The sequence below is a fragment of the Prochlorococcus marinus genome (assembly GCF_001180245.1).
In the GTDB taxonomy this organism is placed as follows: domain Bacteria; phylum Cyanobacteriota; class Cyanobacteriia; order PCC-6307; family Cyanobiaceae; genus Prochlorococcus_A; species Prochlorococcus_A marinus_F.
This window is the reverse complement of sequence record NZ_CVSV01000075.1, coordinates 57,348-75,545: the sequence shown is the minus strand read 5'-3', so window position 1 is coordinate 75,545 and position 18,198 is coordinate 57,348. Positions and strand designations below refer to the sequence as shown.

General features: G+C 34.3%; 16 protein-coding genes. 14 read left to right on the top strand and 2 right to left on the bottom strand.

The annotated features are described in order from the left end of the window. The first annotated feature begins 17 nt into the window (after positions 1 to 17). Complete coding sequence (rpiA, locus tag AMO19_RS03030) at positions 18 to 713, top strand: ribose-5-phosphate isomerase RpiA (RefSeq protein WP_075507321.1); 696 nt, start codon at positions 18 to 20, stop codon at positions 711 to 713. Here the strand turns inward: rpiA and hisD are convergent. Next, positions 710 to 1,996 carry a histidinol dehydrogenase gene (gene hisD / locus AMO19_RS03025; protein WP_075507289.1) on the bottom strand — a complete coding sequence of 429 codons (1,287 nt, stop codon included), beginning with the start codon at positions 1,994 to 1,996 and terminating at the stop codon, positions 710 to 712. The genes rpiA and hisD overlap by 4 nt on opposite strands. Positions 1,997 to 2,114: 118 nt before the next feature. Between hisD and rpsT the strand changes: the two genes are divergently transcribed. The 13 genes from rpsT to AMO19_RS02965 all read left to right on the top strand — a co-directional run bounded on the left by rpsT (position 2,115) and on the right by AMO19_RS02965 (position 17,411). Beyond that, positions 2,115 to 2,408, top strand: coding sequence for a 30S ribosomal protein S20 (rpsT, locus tag AMO19_RS03020; protein ID WP_075507288.1), 294 nt, complete (start codon positions 2,115 to 2,117; stop codon positions 2,406 to 2,408). 17 nt (positions 2,409 to 2,425) lie between these two features. Then, entirely contained in the window at positions 2,426 to 3,235 is an 810-nt protein-coding gene (locus tag AMO19_RS03015; RefSeq protein ID WP_075507287.1) for a TatD family hydrolase, read from the top strand. A gap of 222 nt (positions 3,236 to 3,457) precedes the next feature. Next, positions 3,458 to 6,751 (top strand): DNA-directed RNA polymerase subunit beta, encoded by a 3,294-nt coding sequence (rpoB, locus tag AMO19_RS03010; protein WP_075507286.1) that lies wholly within the window; start codon positions 3,458 to 3,460, stop codon positions 6,749 to 6,751. Positions 6,752 to 6,789: 38 nt separating this feature from the next. After that, entirely contained in the window at positions 6,790 to 8,694 is a 1,905-nt protein-coding gene (locus tag AMO19_RS03005; RefSeq protein ID WP_075507285.1) for a DNA-directed RNA polymerase subunit gamma, read from the top strand. Between the two features lie 34 nt (positions 8,695 to 8,728). After that, positions 8,729 to 12,829 carry a DNA-directed RNA polymerase subunit beta' gene (locus tag AMO19_RS03000; protein WP_075507284.1) on the top strand — a complete coding sequence of 1,367 codons (4,101 nt, stop codon included), beginning with the start codon at positions 8,729 to 8,731 and terminating at the stop codon, positions 12,827 to 12,829. Positions 12,830 to 12,884: 55 nt separating this feature from the next. Continuing rightward, on the top strand, positions 12,885 to 13,037 hold the full coding sequence (locus tag AMO19_RS02995; protein WP_011863593.1) for a high light inducible protein: 153 nt from the start codon (positions 12,885 to 12,887) through the stop codon (positions 13,035 to 13,037). A gap of 29 nt (positions 13,038 to 13,066) precedes the next feature. Further along, positions 13,067 to 14,113, top strand: a complete 1,047-nt coding sequence (gene rlmN, locus AMO19_RS02990) for a 23S rRNA (adenine(2503)-C(2))-methyltransferase RlmN (RefSeq protein ID WP_075507283.1) — start codon at positions 13,067 to 13,069, stop codon at positions 14,111 to 14,113. A 69-nt stretch (positions 14,114 to 14,182) separates the two neighbouring features. Beyond that, positions 14,183 to 14,308, top strand: a complete 126-nt coding sequence (locus AMO19_RS08740) for a hypothetical protein (protein ID WP_257008943.1) — start codon at positions 14,183 to 14,185, stop codon at positions 14,306 to 14,308. Between the two features lie 19 nt (positions 14,309 to 14,327). Continuing rightward, positions 14,328 to 15,095, top strand: a complete 768-nt coding sequence (locus tag AMO19_RS02985) for a HEAT repeat domain-containing protein (protein ID WP_075507282.1) — start codon at positions 14,328 to 14,330, stop codon at positions 15,093 to 15,095. A gap of 148 nt (positions 15,096 to 15,243) precedes the next feature. Continuing rightward, the gene (locus AMO19_RS02980; RefSeq protein ID WP_075507281.1) at positions 15,244 to 15,459 is read left to right on the top strand and encodes a DUF2997 domain-containing protein; all 216 of its coding nucleotides are present in this window, start codon (positions 15,244 to 15,246) and stop codon (positions 15,457 to 15,459) included. Then, positions 15,446 to 15,838 (top strand): DUF1257 domain-containing protein, encoded by a 393-nt coding sequence (locus AMO19_RS02975; RefSeq protein ID WP_075507280.1) that lies wholly within the window; start codon positions 15,446 to 15,448, stop codon positions 15,836 to 15,838. The genes AMO19_RS02980 and AMO19_RS02975 overlap by 14 nt, the downstream gene beginning before the upstream one ends. Before the next feature lie 9 nt (positions 15,839 to 15,847). After that, positions 15,848 to 16,207, top strand: coding sequence for a ferredoxin (locus tag AMO19_RS02970; protein ID WP_075507279.1), 360 nt, complete (start codon positions 15,848 to 15,850; stop codon positions 16,205 to 16,207). 10 nt (positions 16,208 to 16,217) lie between these two features. After that, complete coding sequence (locus AMO19_RS02965) at positions 16,218 to 17,411, top strand: aldo/keto reductase (protein ID WP_075507278.1); 1,194 nt, start codon at positions 16,218 to 16,220, stop codon at positions 17,409 to 17,411. A gap of 2 nt (positions 17,412 to 17,413) precedes the next feature. Here the strand turns inward: AMO19_RS02965 and rsmG are convergent, their stop codons facing one another. Beyond that, positions 17,414 to 18,127, bottom strand: coding sequence for a 16S rRNA (guanine(527)-N(7))-methyltransferase RsmG (gene rsmG, locus AMO19_RS02960; RefSeq protein WP_075507320.1), 714 nt, complete (start codon positions 18,125 to 18,127; stop codon positions 17,414 to 17,416). Between the last annotated feature and the right edge of the window lie 71 nt (positions 18,128 to 18,198).

Genomic DNA, 18,198 nt, shown 5'->3' with positions numbered 1-18,198 from the left:
TGGATTCACAAACTCAAATGAAACAAGCAGTTGCTGATGCAGCAATAAGGGAAGTTAAGAGTGACATGATTCTCGGATTAGGTTCTGGATCTACAGCTGCGTTAATGATAAAAAGCCTTGCGGATGAAATACGTTCTGGAAAACTCAAAAATATAAGAGGTGTTGCAACTTCTTTTCAATCAGAAGTTTTAGCACTCGAACTGGATATCCCGCTTATCGATTTAGCTTCTCTATCTCAAATTGACTTAGCTATTGATGGAGCAGATGAAGTTGATCCAGGATTTCAATTAATCAAAGGAGGAGGAGCATGCCATGTTAGAGAAAAGTTAGTAGCATCTAAAGCTAATCAATTGTTGATTGTTGTTGATGAAACTAAACTTGTACAAAATCTAAATCAATCTTTCCCTTTACCTGTGGAAGTTCTTCCAAATGCGTGGAAGCAAGTAAAGGAAGTCATTTCAGAAATGAATGGAAATTCTTCTTTAAGAATGGCTACTAAAAAAGCTGGCCCAGTTGTTACTGATCAAGGCAACCTCGTCCTAGATGTATTATTTAATGATGGTATTAAGAATCCAAAAGACATTGAAATGCAGATTAATAATATTCCAGGAGTATTAGAAAATGGTTTGTTTGTTGATCTTACAGATAAAGTATTAGTTGGTAAAATTGAAGACAATATTCCAGTGGTTTACTCCCCTTCAAGAGCTAGCTAATTTTCAAATCTTATTTCTACAGATTTAGCATGGCTATGTAAGCCCTCGCTTTTAGCAAGATTAATAATATCAAGGCTATTAACTTTTAAACTTTCTTCATTAAATTCTATTATTGAAGTATTTTTCATAAAAGTTTCAACCCCCAAAGAACCGCTGAATCTAGAATTTCCTGACGTGGGTAAAGTATGATTTGGTCCAGCAAGATAATCTCCAACTGCTTCTGGGGTCCATTTTCCTAAAAATATTGCTCCTGCATTCTCTATGCCTGCAAGAATTTTTTTTGAATCTATAGTAAGAATTTGCAGGTGCTCAGGGGCAAATTTATTGCTTAGTTCAATACATGATTCGTAATTCTCGCAAATCACAATTAAACCCCAATTTTTTATTGATTGCATGCAAATTTCTTTTCTTGGATGATCATCTATTTTTTTGTAAAGTTCTTCTAAAACTTCTTTTGCCTGGTTCTTTGATGTAGTTAGAAGTATTGATGAAGCTAAAGGATCATGTTCTGCTTGCGCTAGTAGATCAGATGCTATATGAGTGCTTTGAGCTGTTTCATCTGAAATGATTAATATTTCACTTGGACCAGCCAAAGAATCAATACCTGTAGAGCCATAAATAAGTTTTTTCGCAGTTGTAACATATATATTCCCTGGACCTGAAATTACATCCACTTTATTGATTTGATTTGTGCCAAATGCTAGAGCACCAATTGCTTGAGCTCCTCCAATTCTAAATACTTTATCGATCCCTGATAAGTGAGCTGCAGCCAAAACAGTTTTGTTTATTTTCCCTTCTTTATTCCCAGGAGATACCATTATAATTTCTTCTACTCCTGCTACTTTTGCAGGTATAGCATTCATTAATACTGTACTTGGATAAGCAGCTCTACCTCCAGGAATATAAATACCTGCATTTTTAACTGGTCTCCATCTTCTTTGGACTGTATCACCATATTCACCTTTTATAGTAAAAGACTGAGGAATTTCTTTTTCATGGAATTTTTGAATTCTTTTATGTGCTATCACAAGTGAGTGCTTCAAATTGTTATCAATTTCATCCCATGCATTTTTTATTTGATCCGCATTCACTTGCATAGGGTTAGGGTCGAAACCATCAAATTTTTTTGTATATTTTTCTACCGCTGTATCACCAGAAAATTTTACCTCTTGAAGAATTTCTTCAACTATTGCATTTATCTTATTATTGTTATCTGAATTAGTTCGAGTAGAAATCCTTTTTAACTCTTCAATAGCTTCTTTTTTATTTTTTATGATCTTCATTTGCTTAATTTTTCAAAAGAGAGGCTCAAAACCCAATTTAATATCTCCTAAATTATATATGATTGATTAGTAGACATTTTATTTGTTATGATAGGGATCTTCTATTTATACACGCTCTGTGGCCAACAACAAATCAGCAAAAAAGAGAATACAAATTGCCGAAAGAAATCGTTTAGTAAATAAGTCATATAAATCAACTGTTAGGACTTTAACCAAAAAAACCTTAGAGAACTGCGAAAAATATAAAAAAAACCCTAATGAGGATAATAAAAATTTAGTAAAGACAAGTCTAAATAAAGCTTTTAGCTTAATTGATAAAGCAGTTAAAAAAAATGTTCTTCACAAGAACAACGGTGCTAATAAAAAATCGAAAATCAACAATTTTGTAAAAACTACTCTTACCACTAAGTAAAAAGACAGATCATAATTATGAGCGATATAGAACTCATAGACTCACACTGTCATTTAATATTTGAAAATTTTGAGAGAGATCTTGAAGATGTTGTTTTAAGATTGCGTTCAAGAGGTGTAAAAAAATTAGTTCATGCTTGTTGTGAATTAACAGAGATTCCAAAGTTGAAAAAAATATCTCATAAATTTAATGAAATTTACTATTCAGTTGGTTTGCATCCGCTAGAAGCAAAAAAATGGGAACAAAGTTCAAAATCTCTTCTAAGAAAATCAGTTCTAGAAGATAGACGAGTTGTAGCTATTGGGGAATTAGGCTTAGATTTTTTTAAAAATGAAAATAAAATTCAGCAGATTGAAGCACTTATTCCACAAATGGAGTTAGCTTATGAACTTCAATTGCCTGTGATTATCCATTGCAGAGATGCTGCAAATGAAATGATTGAGATATGTAGTGATCTCTCTAGAAAAGGGAAATGTCCTGATGGTGTACTTCATTGTTGGACAGGAACACCAAAAGAGATGAAGCAGTTCTTGAATCTTGGATTTTACATAAGTTTTAGTGGTATAGTTACTTTCCCAAAAGCACATGAAATTCATGAGTGTGCCAAAATAGTTCCAAATAATAGATACTTAATTGAAACTGACTCACCATTTTTAGCTCCTGTCCCTCATAGGGGTAAAAGAAATGAACCTGCGTTTGTTGAAAATGTTGCTAATTTTATGGCAGATTTAAGATCTACTGAATTAACCACAATTGCTAGAGAGTCTTATAAGAATGCTGAAGATTTGTTTAAATTTGACTTGTTAAGTAGACGTTGCAGCTGTTAGTATTAGGAATTACTGGAAATTTTTCTTAATTTTTCTGACTTTAACAAACACAGCTAATTATTTATCAGCATTAAACAAAATTTAATTTTTCTTTATTAAGGTGTTTTTTGTTGAAATCGAGATTTAATTGTTTATCTCATTTTAAGTGAAAAGTTAAAGAACTAATTATTAAGTAGATTAAAAGTAAATAGTAAATCTCACAAAATCGCAGGGTTTTCTTGGATGAGCAGTAGCGCTTTACAGGTAGCAAAAACGGCTACTTATCTACCAGATTTAGTTGAAGTACAAAGAGCAAGCTTTAAATGGTTTTTGGAAAAGGGTTTAATAGAAGAATTACAAAATTTTTCCCCAATTTCTGACTACACAGGTAAATTAGAATTACATTTTGTCGGTGAAGAGTACAGATTAAAAAGACCTAGACATAATGTTGAGGAAGCAAAAAGAAGAGATGCTACATTTGCATCCCAGATGTATGTAACTTGCAGGTTAATTAATAAAGAGACAGGGGAAATTAAAGAACAAGAGGTATTTATTGGCGAACTACCATTAATGACTGAAAGAGGAACTTTCATTATTAATGGTGCCGAAAGAGTAATTGTTAATCAAATTGTTCGAAGTCCTGGAGTATATTTCAAAGATGAATTGGATAAAAATGGTCGAAGAACTTATAACGCTAGCGTTATCCCGAATAGAGGAGCATGGTTAAAATTCGAGACTGACAAAAATAATTTACTTTATGTGAGAGTTGATAAAACTAGAAAAATTAATGCTCATGTTCTTATGAGAGCGATGGGTCTTTCAGATAATGATGTAGTCGATAAACTTAGGCATCCCGAGTTTTATCAAAACTCAATTGAGTCAGCTAATGACGAGGGTATTAATTCAGAAGATCAGGCATTACTGGAGCTATACAAAAAGCTACGTCCTGGTGAACCACCCTCCGTTTCTGGCGGACAGCAGCTATTACACAGTAGATTCTTTGATCCCAAAAGATATGATTTGGGCCGAGTTGGTAGATATAAAATAAACAAAAAATTGAGACTTACCGTCCCAGACGATGTGAGAACACTTACCCATGAAGATGTTCTTTCTACTATTGATTATTTAATTAATCTTGAATTGGATATTGGCGGAGCTAGTTTGGATGATATTGACCATCTTGGTAATCGTAGGGTTAGATCTGTTGGAGAACTACTTCAAAATCAAGTTCGGGTTGGACTTAATCGTTTAGAGAGAATTATTAAAGAAAGAATGACTGTAGGAGAGACAGATTCTTTAACTCCTGCTCAACTAGTTAATCCCAAACCTTTGGTTGCTGCCATAAAGGAATTTTTTGGCTCCAGTCAATTAAGTCAGTTCATGGATCAAACTAATCCTCTAGCTGAATTAACACACAAGAGAAGAATTTCAGCATTAGGTCCAGGGGGTTTAACTCGAGAAAGAGCAGGCTTTGCGGTAAGAGATATTCACCCTTCACATTATGGAAGATTATGTCCTATCGAGACTCCTGAAGGTCCTAATGCAGGACTTATAAATTCTTTAGCTACCCACGCAAGAGTTAATGAGTACGGTTTTATTGAAACACCTTTTTGGGAAGTTAAGAATGGTAAAGTTAATAAGGAAGGTAATCCGATTTATCTTTCTGCTGATTTAGAAGATGAGTGTAGGGTGGCTCCGGGAGACGTTGCGACTGACAAGGACGGCAATATAATTGCAAATCTAATCCCAGTAAGATATAGACAGGATTTTGAAAAAGTCCCCCCTCATCAAGTTGATTACGTTCAGCTTTCACCGGTACAGGTAATTTCAGTTGCTACTTCACTTATTCCTTTCTTGGAACATGATGATGCCAATAGAGCTCTCATGGGATCGAACATGCAACGCCAAGCCGTTCCGTTGCTAAGGCCAGAACGTCCTTTAGTTGGTACAGGTTTAGAATCTCAAGTTGCGAGAGATTCTGGAATGGTTCCCATAACAAAAGTTAATGGAACTGTATCTTATGTAGACGCTAATGAGATTGTTGTTAAAGATGAGCATGGTAATGATCATTTTCACTATCTTCAGAAATACCAAAGATCAAATCAAGATACCTGCCTCAACCAAAGACCTATAGTGAAAATTGGAGATAAAGTTATATCTGGGCAGGTTTTAGCAGATGGTTCCGCATGTGAAGGAGGTGAAATAGCCCTTGGCCAAAATGTTTTGATTGCTTACATGCCATGGGAGGGATATAACTATGAAGATGCCATACTTGTGAGCGAGAGGATGGTAACTGATGATTTATATACCTCAGTACATATTGAAAAATATGAAATTGAAGCAAGACAAACGAAGCTAGGACCCGAAGAAATCACAAGAGAGATTCCTAATATCTCCGAAGAAAGCTTGAATAATCTTGATGAGATGGGAATTATTAGGATTGGTGCTTTTGTAGAGAGTGGAGATATTCTAGTAGGAAAAGTTACTCCAAAAGGGGAATCAGACCAACCACCTGAAGAAAAACTATTGAGAGCTATTTTCGGTGAAAAGGCTCGAGATGTGAGAGATAATTCCCTTAGGGTACCTAAAACTGAAAAGGGAAGGGTTTTGGATGTTCGCATTTATACTAGAGAACAAGGTGATGAATTACCTCCAGGAGCCAACATGGTTGTTAGAGTATATGTGGCTCAGAGAAGGAAAATTCAAGTGGGTGACAAAATGGCTGGGAGGCATGGAAATAAAGGAATTATTAGCAGAATCTTACCAAGAGAAGATATGCCTTATTTACCAGATGGCACCCCTGTGGACATAGTTCTTAATCCTTTAGGAGTTCCAAGTAGGATGAATGTAGGTCAAGTTTTTGAATTATTGATGGGTTGGGCAGCCTCCAACTTAAATTGCAGGGTTAAAGTTGTTCCATTTGATGAAATGTATGGAGCAGAAAAATCACATCATACTGTTCAAGCATTTTTAGAGGAGGCTTCAAAACAGCCAGGTAAATCATGGGTTTACAATCCTGAAGATCCTGGAAAGTTATTACTTAAAGATGGCAGAACAGGGGAACCCTTCGATCAGCCAGTTGCTGTCGGATACTCTCACTTCCTCAAATTAGTCCATTTGGTTGATGATAAAATTCATGCAAGATCCACTGGTCCTTACTCTTTGGTTACGCAGCAACCCTTGGGCGGTAAAGCTCAACAAGGTGGACAAAGGCTTGGAGAAATGGAAGTATGGGCTCTAGAAGCTTATGGAGCCGCTTATACTCTTCAGGAATTGTTAACAGTTAAATCCGATGATATGCAAGGAAGAAATGAGGCGCTTAATGCGATCGTAAAGGGTAAACCGATCCCAAGGCCTGGTACTCCTGAGTCATTTAAAGTTCTTATGAGGGAATTACAATCATTAGGCTTGGATATAGGGGTTTATACAGACGAAGGGAAAGAGGTAGATTTAATGCAAGATATCAATCCGAGAAGAAATACTCCATCAAGACCTACTTACGAATCACTCGGAACCTCTGAATATGAGGAAGATTAAATACTCAATTAAAACCTTTTAATTTAAATTCTCCAAAAATGACAAACAGCAACTTAAGAACTGAAAATCACTTTGATTACGTCAAAATTTCAATAGCTTCTCCACAGAGAATAATGGATTGGGGTCAGAGGACATTGCCCAATGGACAAGTAGTTGGTGAAGTTACGAAACCTGAAACTATCAATTACAGGACACTTAAACCTGAAATGGATGGATTATTTTGTGAAAAGATTTTTGGGCCATCTAAAGATTGGGAATGCCATTGTGGAAAGTACAAAAGAGTAAGACATCGCGGCATTGTTTGTGAGAGATGTGGGGTTGAAGTAACTGAAAGTAGAGTCAGAAGACATAGGATGGGCTACATAAAACTCGCTGCGCCAGTTTCCCATGTTTGGTATTTGAAAGGTATCCCTAGTTACGTCGCAATACTTTTAGATATTCCGCTTAGGGATGTAGAACAAATTGTTTATTTTAATTGTTATGTCGTTTTAGATCCAGGTGATCATAAAGAACTTAAATATAAGCAATTACTCACTGAGGATGAGTGGCTAGAAATTGAAGATGAAATTTATGCTGAAGATTCAACTATAGAAAATGAACCTTTTGTTGGAATTGGTGCTGAAGCACTGAAGCAATTACTTGAGGATCTTGATTTAAATCAGGTTGCTGAGGAGCTTAGAGAAGAAATTACTAAAAGCAAAGGGCAAAAGAGGGCAAAGCTTATAAAAAGGATAAGAGTTATTGATAATTTCATTGCAACCAATGCAAAACCAGAATGGATGGTTTTAGATGCAATACCAGTCATACCTCCTGATCTTAGACCTATGGTTCAGCTTGATGGAGGAAGATTTGCAACTTCAGATTTAAATGACTTATATAGAAGAGTTATAAATAGAAATAATAGACTAGCTAGGCTTCAAGAAATTTTAGCCCCTGAAATTATAGTAAGAAATGAAAAAAGAATGCTTCAGGAGGCAGTTGATGCCCTTATAGATAATGGAAGAAGAGGGAGGACTGTTGTTGGAGCAAATAATAGAGCTCTTAAGTCCCTAAGTGACATAATTGAAGGAAAACAAGGAAGATTTAGACAGAATCTTCTTGGAAAGCGTGTTGACTATTCAGGAAGATCTGTAATAGTTGTGGGTCCTAAGTTAAAAATGCATCAGTGTGGTCTCCCAAAAGAAATGGCAATTGAGCTTTTTCAGCCTTTTGTAATACATAGATTGATACGACAAAATATTGTGAATAATATTAAAGCTGCAAAAAAATTAATACAAAAAGCAGATGACGAAGTTATGCAAGTACTTCAGGAAGTTATTGAAGGTCATCCAATTCTCTTAAATAGAGCTCCTACCCTGCATCGTTTAGGAATTCAAGCTTTTGAACCGAAATTAGTTGGAGGTAGAGCAATACAACTTCATCCGTTAGTTTGTCCTGCATTCAATGCTGACTTTGATGGAGATCAAATGGCAGTTCATGTCCCTTTGGCTTTAGAGGCACAAACTGAAGCACGCATGCTTATGTTGGCTAGTAACAATATTCTTTCTCCTGCAACTGGGGAACCAATTGTGACTCCATCACAAGATATGGTTTTAGGATCTTATTATCTGACGGCTTTACAACCTAATTATCAACAACCAGAATTCGGAGATAATAAGACTACTTTTGCTTCATTAGAAGATGTTATTTTTGCCTTTGAAGATAAAAGACTCTGCCTGCATGAATGGGTTTGGGTTAGATTTAATGGAGAAGTTGAAGATGAAGACGAAATGCGTAGCCCACAAAAAATACAAGAGCTAGAAGATGGTTCAAAATTAGAAATCTGGAATTTAAGAAGGGACAGATTTGACTCTGCTAATAATTTAATAAGTAGATTTGTGCTGACAACTGTTGGGAGAGTAGTTATGAACTATACCATCATCGATTCTGTATCTAAAACGTAATCTTTAAAAACTATTTTTCATTTATTTTAAAATCATGACTTCATCTAAATCTAAAAAAACATCCAGAGTACGTAAAACTACTAAAAACTCAAAAAAGGATAATCCAGTTACAATGCCTGCGCTCGCTAAAACGCCCCCATCATTTAAAAACAAAGTAGTTGATAAGAAAGCCTTAAAAAATTTAGTCTCTTGGGCTTATAAAACACATGGAACAGCTATAACTGCAGCCATGGCAGATAATCTAAAGGATTTAGGATTTAAATATGCCACCCAAGCTGCGGTCTCTATCTCAGTAGATGACTTAAAAGTTCCTGAAGCCAAACAAGATTTAATAGGACAAGCTGAAGAGCAAATATCTGCTACAGAAGAATGCTACAGACTTGGTGAAATTACCGAAGTTGAAAGACACACAAAAGTTATAGATACCTGGACTGAAACTAATGAAAGATTGGTAGACGCTGTAAAAAATAATTTTAATCAAAATGATCCACTAAATTCCGTTTGGATGATGGCTAATTCAGGAGCAAGGGGTAATATGTCTCAGGTTAGACAACTTGTTGGTATGAGGGGATTGATGGCTAATCCTCAAGGAGAAATCATTGACCTGCCAATAAGGACTAATTTTAGAGAAGGACTTACTGTTACTGAATATGTAATTTCTTCTTATGGAGCAAGGAAAGGTTTGGTGGATACTGCCTTAAGAACTGCAGATTCTGGTTATTTGACTCGAAGATTAGTTGATGTTGCTCAAGATGTAATTGTAAGAGAAGAAGATTGTGGAACAGAACGATCAATAGTTGTTGAAGCTGAAGATGGTAAATTTGGCGCAAGGCTTCTTGGTAGGCTTACCGCTGAGGATATTTTGGATTCTGAAGAAAACCTTGTTGTTCCGCACAACACTGCTATTGATCCTGCATTGTCAAGAGAAATTGAAAAAGCATCTATTAATAAAGTTAAAATTAGATCCCCATTAACATGTGAAGCTAATAGATCCGTTTGTAGGAGGTGCTACGGATGGGCGTTGGCTCATAATCATTTGGTTGATTTAGGGGAGGCAGTTGGAATTATTGCTGCCCAATCGATTGGCGAGCCAGGAACTCAGTTGACAATGAGAACTTTCCATACTGGAGGTGTATCAACTGCCGAAAGTGGAGTTGTAAGATCAAAAATTTCTGGTAAAGTTGAATTTAGTTCAAAAGCAAAGGTTAGAGGTTATAGAACTCCACATGGAGTAGAAGCTAAACAAGCAGAAGTTGATTTCATACTAAAGATTGTTCCTGGAGCAAATAATTCTGACAAAGCTCAAAAAATTGAAGTTTCTAGTGGATCGCTTTTATTTGTAGATGACGGTGAAGAAATTAGTTCTGACATAACTGTTGCTCAGATTACTGCTGGAGCTGTTAAAAAGAGTGTTGAAAAAGCAACGAAGGATGTTATTTGTGATTTAGCTGGTCAAGTTAGGTACGACAAGGTTATTCAACCAAAGGAGGTAACAGATAGGCAGGGTAATATTACCGTAAAAGCTCAAAGATTAGGTAGATTGTGGGTTTTAGCAGGAGATGTTTATAACTTGCCACCAAATGCGAGACCGGTTATATCATCTGGGAAATCTGTAGATGAAGGTACAGTTTTGGCAGAAGCAAGTCAATCAAGTGAGTTTGGAGGACAAGTTCGATTACGAGAATCAATAGGTGATTCAAGAGAAGTTCAGATTGTTACTACTTCAATGTCTTTAACTAATTTTAAATTAATTGAAGAATCTACTCACTCAGGTCAAATATATAATTTGGAATCTAGCGATGGTACTTCTTATCGTTTAAACATTTCCCCAGGAAGTAAAATCAGTAATGGTGAGGTAATAGCAGATTTAACGGATGAAAGGTTCCGTACAAAAACAGGCGGTCTTGTAAAATATGCACCGGGATTAAGTGTCAAAAAAGCGAGATCATCTAAAAATGGTTTTGAAGTTAGTCAAGGAGGGACATTGCTCTGGATTCCGCAAGAAACACATGAAATTAATAAGGATATATCTCTTCTAATGATCGAAGATATGAAATGGATTGAAGCTGGAACAGAAGTTGTAAAAGATATTTTTAGTCAAACATCAGGTATTGTTACAGTTACGCAAAAAAATGATATCCTTCGTGAAATAACTGTAAGAAATGGAACTTTTCATGAGTGTGATGATGAAGAAGTTTTGAATAGATTTACAGAAGAAGGAAATCTTGTAAATCCAGGCGAAAAGATTTTAGATGGTGTTGATAATAAAGAAATTCTATTTGTACAAAAATTAGAAACTCCTAAATGTCGAGGCTTGTTATTAAGAACTGTTGAAGAATTTACTATTCCTGACCAGGCCCAATTACCTCAACTATCACATGTTAAACAGGAAAAAGGTCCGCATCTAGGCTTAAAAGCTATTCAAAGGCTTACCTATAAAGACGGTGAGTTAATAAAATCAGTTGAAGGAGTTGAATTACTTAGAACACATTTAAGTATTGAAAGCTTTAATACTACTCCTCAAATGACTATTGACGTCGAGTCTATTGAAGATAAAAATGATGATTCAATCAATAGATTAAATTTAGTAATATTGGAGTCTATTCTTGTAAGAAGAGATACCATATCTGACTCCAGTCATGGCTCAACACATACAGAACTGCAAGTCAATAATAACCAATTAGTAAAAGCAGGAGATGTAATAGCTACTACTCAAATTCTTTGTAAAGAGAAGGGATTGGTTCAATTACCAAATGTTGTTGATGATGAGCCAATTAGAAGGTTAATTGTTGAAAGAGAAGAAGATAAGATTGAAATTAAAATTAGTGGTAAAGCAGCAGTTAAAGTTGGTGATCGTGTAGTTGATGGTGATCCTATTAGTGATTCTGTAAAATCAACTTCTTGTGGAGAAATAGAAGAAATTTCTAATAGTTCAGTAATCTTAAGACTTGGCAGGCCTTATATGGTTTCTCCTGATTCAGTTTTACATGTTAAAGACGGAGACTTGGTTCTTAGGGGAGATGGTTTAGCTTTACTTGTTTTTGAAAGGCAGAAAACAGGAGATATCGTTCAAGGATTACCTCGTATTGAAGAGTTATTAGAAGCTAGGAGACCAAGAGATTCAGCAATTCTATGTAAAAAATCTGGAATTGTTCAGATTAAACAAGGTAATGATGAAGAATCAGTTTCTTTATCTGTTATTGAAAAAGACGATTTAGTTAATGAATATCAACTATTAATTGGAAAAAATATTATGGTTAGTGATGGACAACAAGTTAAAGGTGGAGAATCTTTAACTGATGGACCAATTAATCCACATGAATTATTAGATTGCTATTTCAATGATTTAAAAGATCAAAAACCTCTTATAGATGCAGCTCGAGAATCCATATCAAAACTACAAAGAAGTATGGTAAGTGAGGTACAAAATGTTTATAAGTCGCAGGGTGTAGCAATCGATGATAAGCATATTGAAGTTATTGTTAGACAGATGACAAGCAAAGTCCGTATAGAAGATGCCGGCGATACTACTCTTTTGCCTGGTGAACTCGTAGAGTTGAGGCAAGTGGAAGATACAAACCAAGCAATGGCAATTACTGGAGGAGCTCCAGCAGAATTTACTCCTGTTTTGTTGGGTATTACTAAAGCCTCTCTCAATACAGATAGCTTTATTTCAGCAGCATCGTTCCAAGAGACAACAAGGGTACTTACAGAAGCTGCGATTGAAGGTAAATCTGATTGGTTAAGAGGTTTAAAAGAAAATGTTATCATCGGTAGATTAATACCTGCAGGTACAGGTTTTAGCGGTTTTGTAGAGGAATTATCCTCAGAAGCTGGTCCTCATCCAGATATTCTTGCAGAAGAATCTGGTGGCTACAGAAGAGCACAGAACTTAAGGCCAGACTATACAGTTGATATGCCACAATCACCCGCCGTAAGTTCTACTGCAATACTTGATGATCCTAGTGATGAAGATTTAGAGACAACGAGGAATCGTCATGGAATCGATCCTTCTTCGAGTAATTTTGCAGCTTTCGCAAGGCCTAATGCTGAAAATCAATTTTCTGAAGATCAACTGCCAGATCCTGCCGCTTTGGAGGGATTGCAGGAGGAGGGCCTTCTATCTGATGAATAAATATTATCTATTATTATTTTTAATGACTAGAATGGATTTTTCAAATTTGTAAGTGATGATCAAGCCAGAAATTGTACCCAAAAGAAAATTACCCCGTTATGGATTCCACTTTTATAATGAAAGACTTAATGGAAGAATGGCCATGATTGGTTTTATCGCTCTTATTCTTACAGAATTCTTCTTAAAGCATGGTTTACTGTTATGGTGAAAATAGTTTTCAAATAAAGACTACTAAATTTGAAAAATCTTCTTGGAAGTAGTATTAAGGATTTAGAAAATGTAGCTTTAGATTATGGTCAGGCTGCTTTTAGAGGACGCCAAATCTATAATTGGATTTATAACTATAGAAATAAGAACAAAAATATTGATCAAATAGAAGTTTTACCTTTAGATTTTAGAAAAAAGTTAAAGGATGATGGTTTTAAAGTAAGTGAGCTAATTATTAAAGAAAGAAACTTGGCTAAAGATGGTACTTTAAAATTATTACTCTCTACAGATGATAATGAAAGTATTGAGTGTGTTGGGATACCAACTGAAAAAAGATTAACTGCTTGCCTCTCTAGTCAAGTTGGTTGCCCAATGGACTGCAAATTTTGTGCAACTGGCAAAGAAGGTTTAAAGAGGTCTTTAAAAGCTAGTGAGATTTTAGATCAAATTTTATTTATCGAAAATGAAATGAATAGAAAAGTTACTAATATTGTTTTCATGGGTATGGGCGAACCCTTATTGAATATTGAGGACTTACTTTTGTCAATTAGATCTATAAATAATGATTTTCAGATCAGTCAGAGAAAGATAACCGTAAGTACAGTGGCTGTTCCAAAAATGATAAGTAAATTATCAGCAAAGTCTTTTCAAATTTTAGGTAATTGTCAATTTACATTAGCAATTAGCTTACATGCTTCAAATCAAAAAACAAGAGAGACCATAATACCTAGCGCAAAAAACTATGAAATCAAAAATATAATCGAAGACTGTAAGATGTTCGTAAGAGAAACTGGTCGAAGGGTAAGTTTTGAATATTTAATGCTAAGTGGGGTGAATGATAAATTAGAACATGCTTATGAATTGAGTAATTTGCTGAAAGGTTTTCAATGTCACGTAAATTTAATCCAATATAACCAAATTGACGAGGTTGAATTTCAACGAACCTCTTTAAAAAATCTCCATTTATTTCAATCTAGACTTGTTAACAATGGCATCGCTGTTAGCTTGCGAAAAAGCAGAGGTCTAGATAAAAATGCTGCATGTGGTCAGCTAAGACAAAATGCAAAAAATAAATAATGTTATCTAATGAAAATTTTTTAAAAGTCTCTTAAAAAGGTTATTATTGACTAAATATGATTTGATTCTTTGGGTTTTATTAAGACAAAAATTTTACCATTCGCTATCGTCGCACTTTTTGGGATTGCCTTCTTTGCGGTAAGTGCAAGAATTTGGTTGCCAGGAGATATGATGTCTCCTGCCCCCATGAATTAATATTTTTAGTTTTTTAACAATGACGAAAAATGAGGATCCTAAAAAAGAGAGCCTAGCGGAAATTGCGGTTGATCCAGATGTTTTGGCGAGAGAATTGGCCTTAGAAATTGAAATAGATCCTTTAGAACAAATTGACGAAGATGCTTTTTCAAAAAATTTAAATATTAGTCAAGAGTGTGATGAAGCTTTGAAATTGCTCAAAGGTAATAGAGAAGAGAGAATACAAGGCTTACGAATATTTTGTGAGTATAGAGATCAAAGATCTTTCCCACTTTTATTACCATTGCTTGATCAACCTTGCCCTGTTGAAAGAATGAGTGCTGTATATGCTTTAGGTCGTAATCCATGTCCTAGCGCAGTCCAGAAACTTGTCAGTCTTTTGAAAACAGATGATAATGCTTATGTCAGAAGAGCAACTGCATGGAGCTTAGCTAATTATGATAACCAAATTGTTTTAGAACCATTAATAAATGCCTTAAAGAATGATGTGGCTGCAGTAAGGTTATGGTCATCAAGTTCTTTAGCTGAAATTGGAAATGTCTCTCTTGAGAACGCTCAATTAGCAGCAGAACAACTTTTAATAAGTTTAAAGATAGATAATGAATCAGGTGTAAGAAGTAATTGTATTTGGTCGTTGTGTAGGCTGTACGAAAAATTAAACAATACATTCCAAGAGAGTTTTGTTGATGAATGTACTAAGATAGCCCTTTTCGATAAAGAGCCATCTGTTATGGAAGAAGCAAAAACTGCCCTTGATTCAATGGGGATGCAAGGTTTTTATAATTAAAAATCTTAATTTTTTACAAGATCACCAGATAAGTAAATTAATTTATCAGATATTCAATATAAAAATTAAAATTAATTAACTTGTACCAACTGAAACAAAATATTTTCGTTATTCTATATAAAGTAAAAGTACTCAGTACTTGAATTTAATGCCTCAAAAAACATTGAGATTCAAAATTCATCAAGACGGAAGAGTTGAAGAGACTGTTGAGGGATTTACTGGTAATTCATGCAATGAAGCTACAAAAAATCTCGAAAATGCTCTCGGTAAAGTAACAGTTAAGAATAAAACTTCTGATGCTTTCATCTCTAATCAAAGTGAAAACTTAACACAATTAAATAACGAATCTAATGTCACACTTTAGTACAATTAAAACTCAGCTCAAAGAAGTAGAGCCATTAATTAAGGCTTTAAATCATTTCGGTTATATTATTAATCGAGAAGAAAAGTTTGTAAAAGGATATAAAGGTCAATTCACAGCTGTTGATATAAGTATGAATTTACCTGGTGATACCCAAGTTGGATTTAAATGGGATAATAATTCTAATGCATATGAGTTAGTTACTGACCTTGATCTTTGGAAATTTGAGATTCCAGTAGAAAGATTTATCTCAAAAGTTACACAAATGTATGCTTACCAAACAATCATTTCTAAAACGCAAGAAGATGGATATCAAATCGTAGATCAAAAAAATAAAAATGATGGTTCTATTGAATTGGTCTTAACCAAGTGGGAAAACTAATGTCAAGATATGGATTTTACGGATCCATTTCATAATACTGAAGAAAATATTGGGATTACAGGCTATGAGCCTGTTTTAGGTGGTCAGCTAGCTGAAAAAGCTGTATGGGTTGATGAAGCAAAGTGTATTGGTTGTCAGTACTGTGTTCACGTAGCTTCGAACACTTTCATTGTTGATGAATTTCATGGTAGAAGTCGAGCTATTAGGCAAGATGGAGATAGTTCTGATGTCATACAAGAAGCAGTAGATACATGCCCTGTTGATTGTATTCATTGGGTAAAATTTGAAGAATTAGATGATTTAGAGAATAGTCTCGATAGGGATATGTTTCAAACATTTGGAAAGCCACCGAGAATGAATAAGCACTAATATCAACAAGATGCAATATCGTAGATTTGGTAGAACCAATCTGAAGATTCCTGTTTTATCTTTAGGTGGTATGAGATTTCAAAAAAGTTGGGATCAATTAGATTTTTCTGAGGTTTCATACGAAGAACAAAATAAAGTAGAAAATATATTAGATCTTGCCACACAATATGGCTTAAGTCATATAGAAACCGCCAAGTACTATGGAACTTCTGAAGTGCAATTAGGGATGTGTTTTAAGAATACTAAGAAAATTCCAAATATAATCCAAACAAAGATTCCACCAAATAGTAATCCAGAAATTTTTGAGCGAGATGTATTATCTAGCATTGAAAAATTGAAAGTTAAAAAAATTGATTTGTTAGCAATACATGGTATCAATACTGCTGAACATTTACATCAGGCTATTCGAGATGGAGGTTGCATTGATATTTTGAGGAATTTTCAAAAAGAAAATTTAATTGGATCTATTGGATTTTCAACCCATGGAAAATCTTCACTTATTGAAAAGGCCATATCAACAAACTTATTTGATTATGTAAATTTGCACTGGTATTTCATTAATCAGGAAAATACAAAGGTTATTAATTTAGCCAATAAGCATGATCTTGGGGTTTTCATAATAAGTCCCACTGATAAAGGAGGACATCTTCATACTCCTTCAAGAAAAATGTTGGAATTTTGTAAACCACTTCATCCTATAGTTTTTAATGATCTTTTTTGCTTAAGAAATCAAAATGTACATACTTTGAGTGTCGGTATTGCAAAAGAGACAGATTTTGCTCTGCATTTAGAAGCTGTCTCGTTGTTATCAGAATCTGAGAAGTATGTGCCAAAGATAATTAACAAATTAAGGCAAGAATCAATTAATTCCTTAGGTTTAGAATGGCATCATAATTGGAATAGAAATTTACCAAGTTGGGAATATACTCCGGGAAATATTAATATTCCTGTTCTGCTTTGGCTTTCAAATTTAATTGATTGGTTGGGTATGGAAGGATATGCAAGAGCTAGATATCAATTGCTTGGTAATGGAAGCCACTGGTTCCCAGGATTTAACGCTAATTTACTAGATGTAGATGTTTCTGAAGGGCAATTATTGAAAGTATTAGAAGGTCATATAAATCCAAAAAAAGTTATAAAAAAATTGAGAAATTTAAAAGAAAAATTTGGAGATAAGAATGCTGAAAGATTATCAAGAAAATAATTTCATAATGGATTTTTTTCTGGTTTGCCTACTTTTCTTGGGTAAATTTCAGGACAAAAATTCTTTGGTTGAATAAGAATAATATTTCGGGTGCCTTTATTTCTTGGTAATAGTATCTCTTTTTTATCTTTAACTTTACCTTCTAATATTTCTAAAGTTTTATCTAGATTGTTACTTTCTTGATTCGTCCATTTGCCACAATATAAAACTCCAATCCCTTCTTTTTTTATCATTGGTAGTATATATTCTGAAACTGTTGATGGATTACTAACCGCTCTAGTTGTTGCAATATTAAAATTATTTCTCATTGACGATTGGTGGGCTAAATTCTCAATACGATCATTGATTACATGAATATTGTTTTTGAAATTGATCTGCTCAACTAAAATTTTTATTGCATCTGTTTTCTTTTTCAAAGAATCAATTAGGTATATCTCAGAATTAGGATGAGTTATTGCATAAGCTAAACCTGGGAAGCCACAGCCTGATCCAATATCTAAAAATTTTTTATTATCAAAATTAATATTCGTGAAAGCTTTGAATGGCCAAATGCTGTCAAAAACTTGAGATACCCAATAATCATCTCCATCAGTTAATCTTGTGAGATTGGTCTTATTATTTAATTCTTTAATTTTAATTTGTAACTCTTTAAATAAATTTATTTCTTCTTCAGTTATTAAGGAAAGAATTTCTTTTGGAATGTTTTGTTTATGCATTTCGTTATAAATATGAATTTTAACCATCCATTAAATACATTCTATTTAGTAAAAATTTATTAGAATTACAA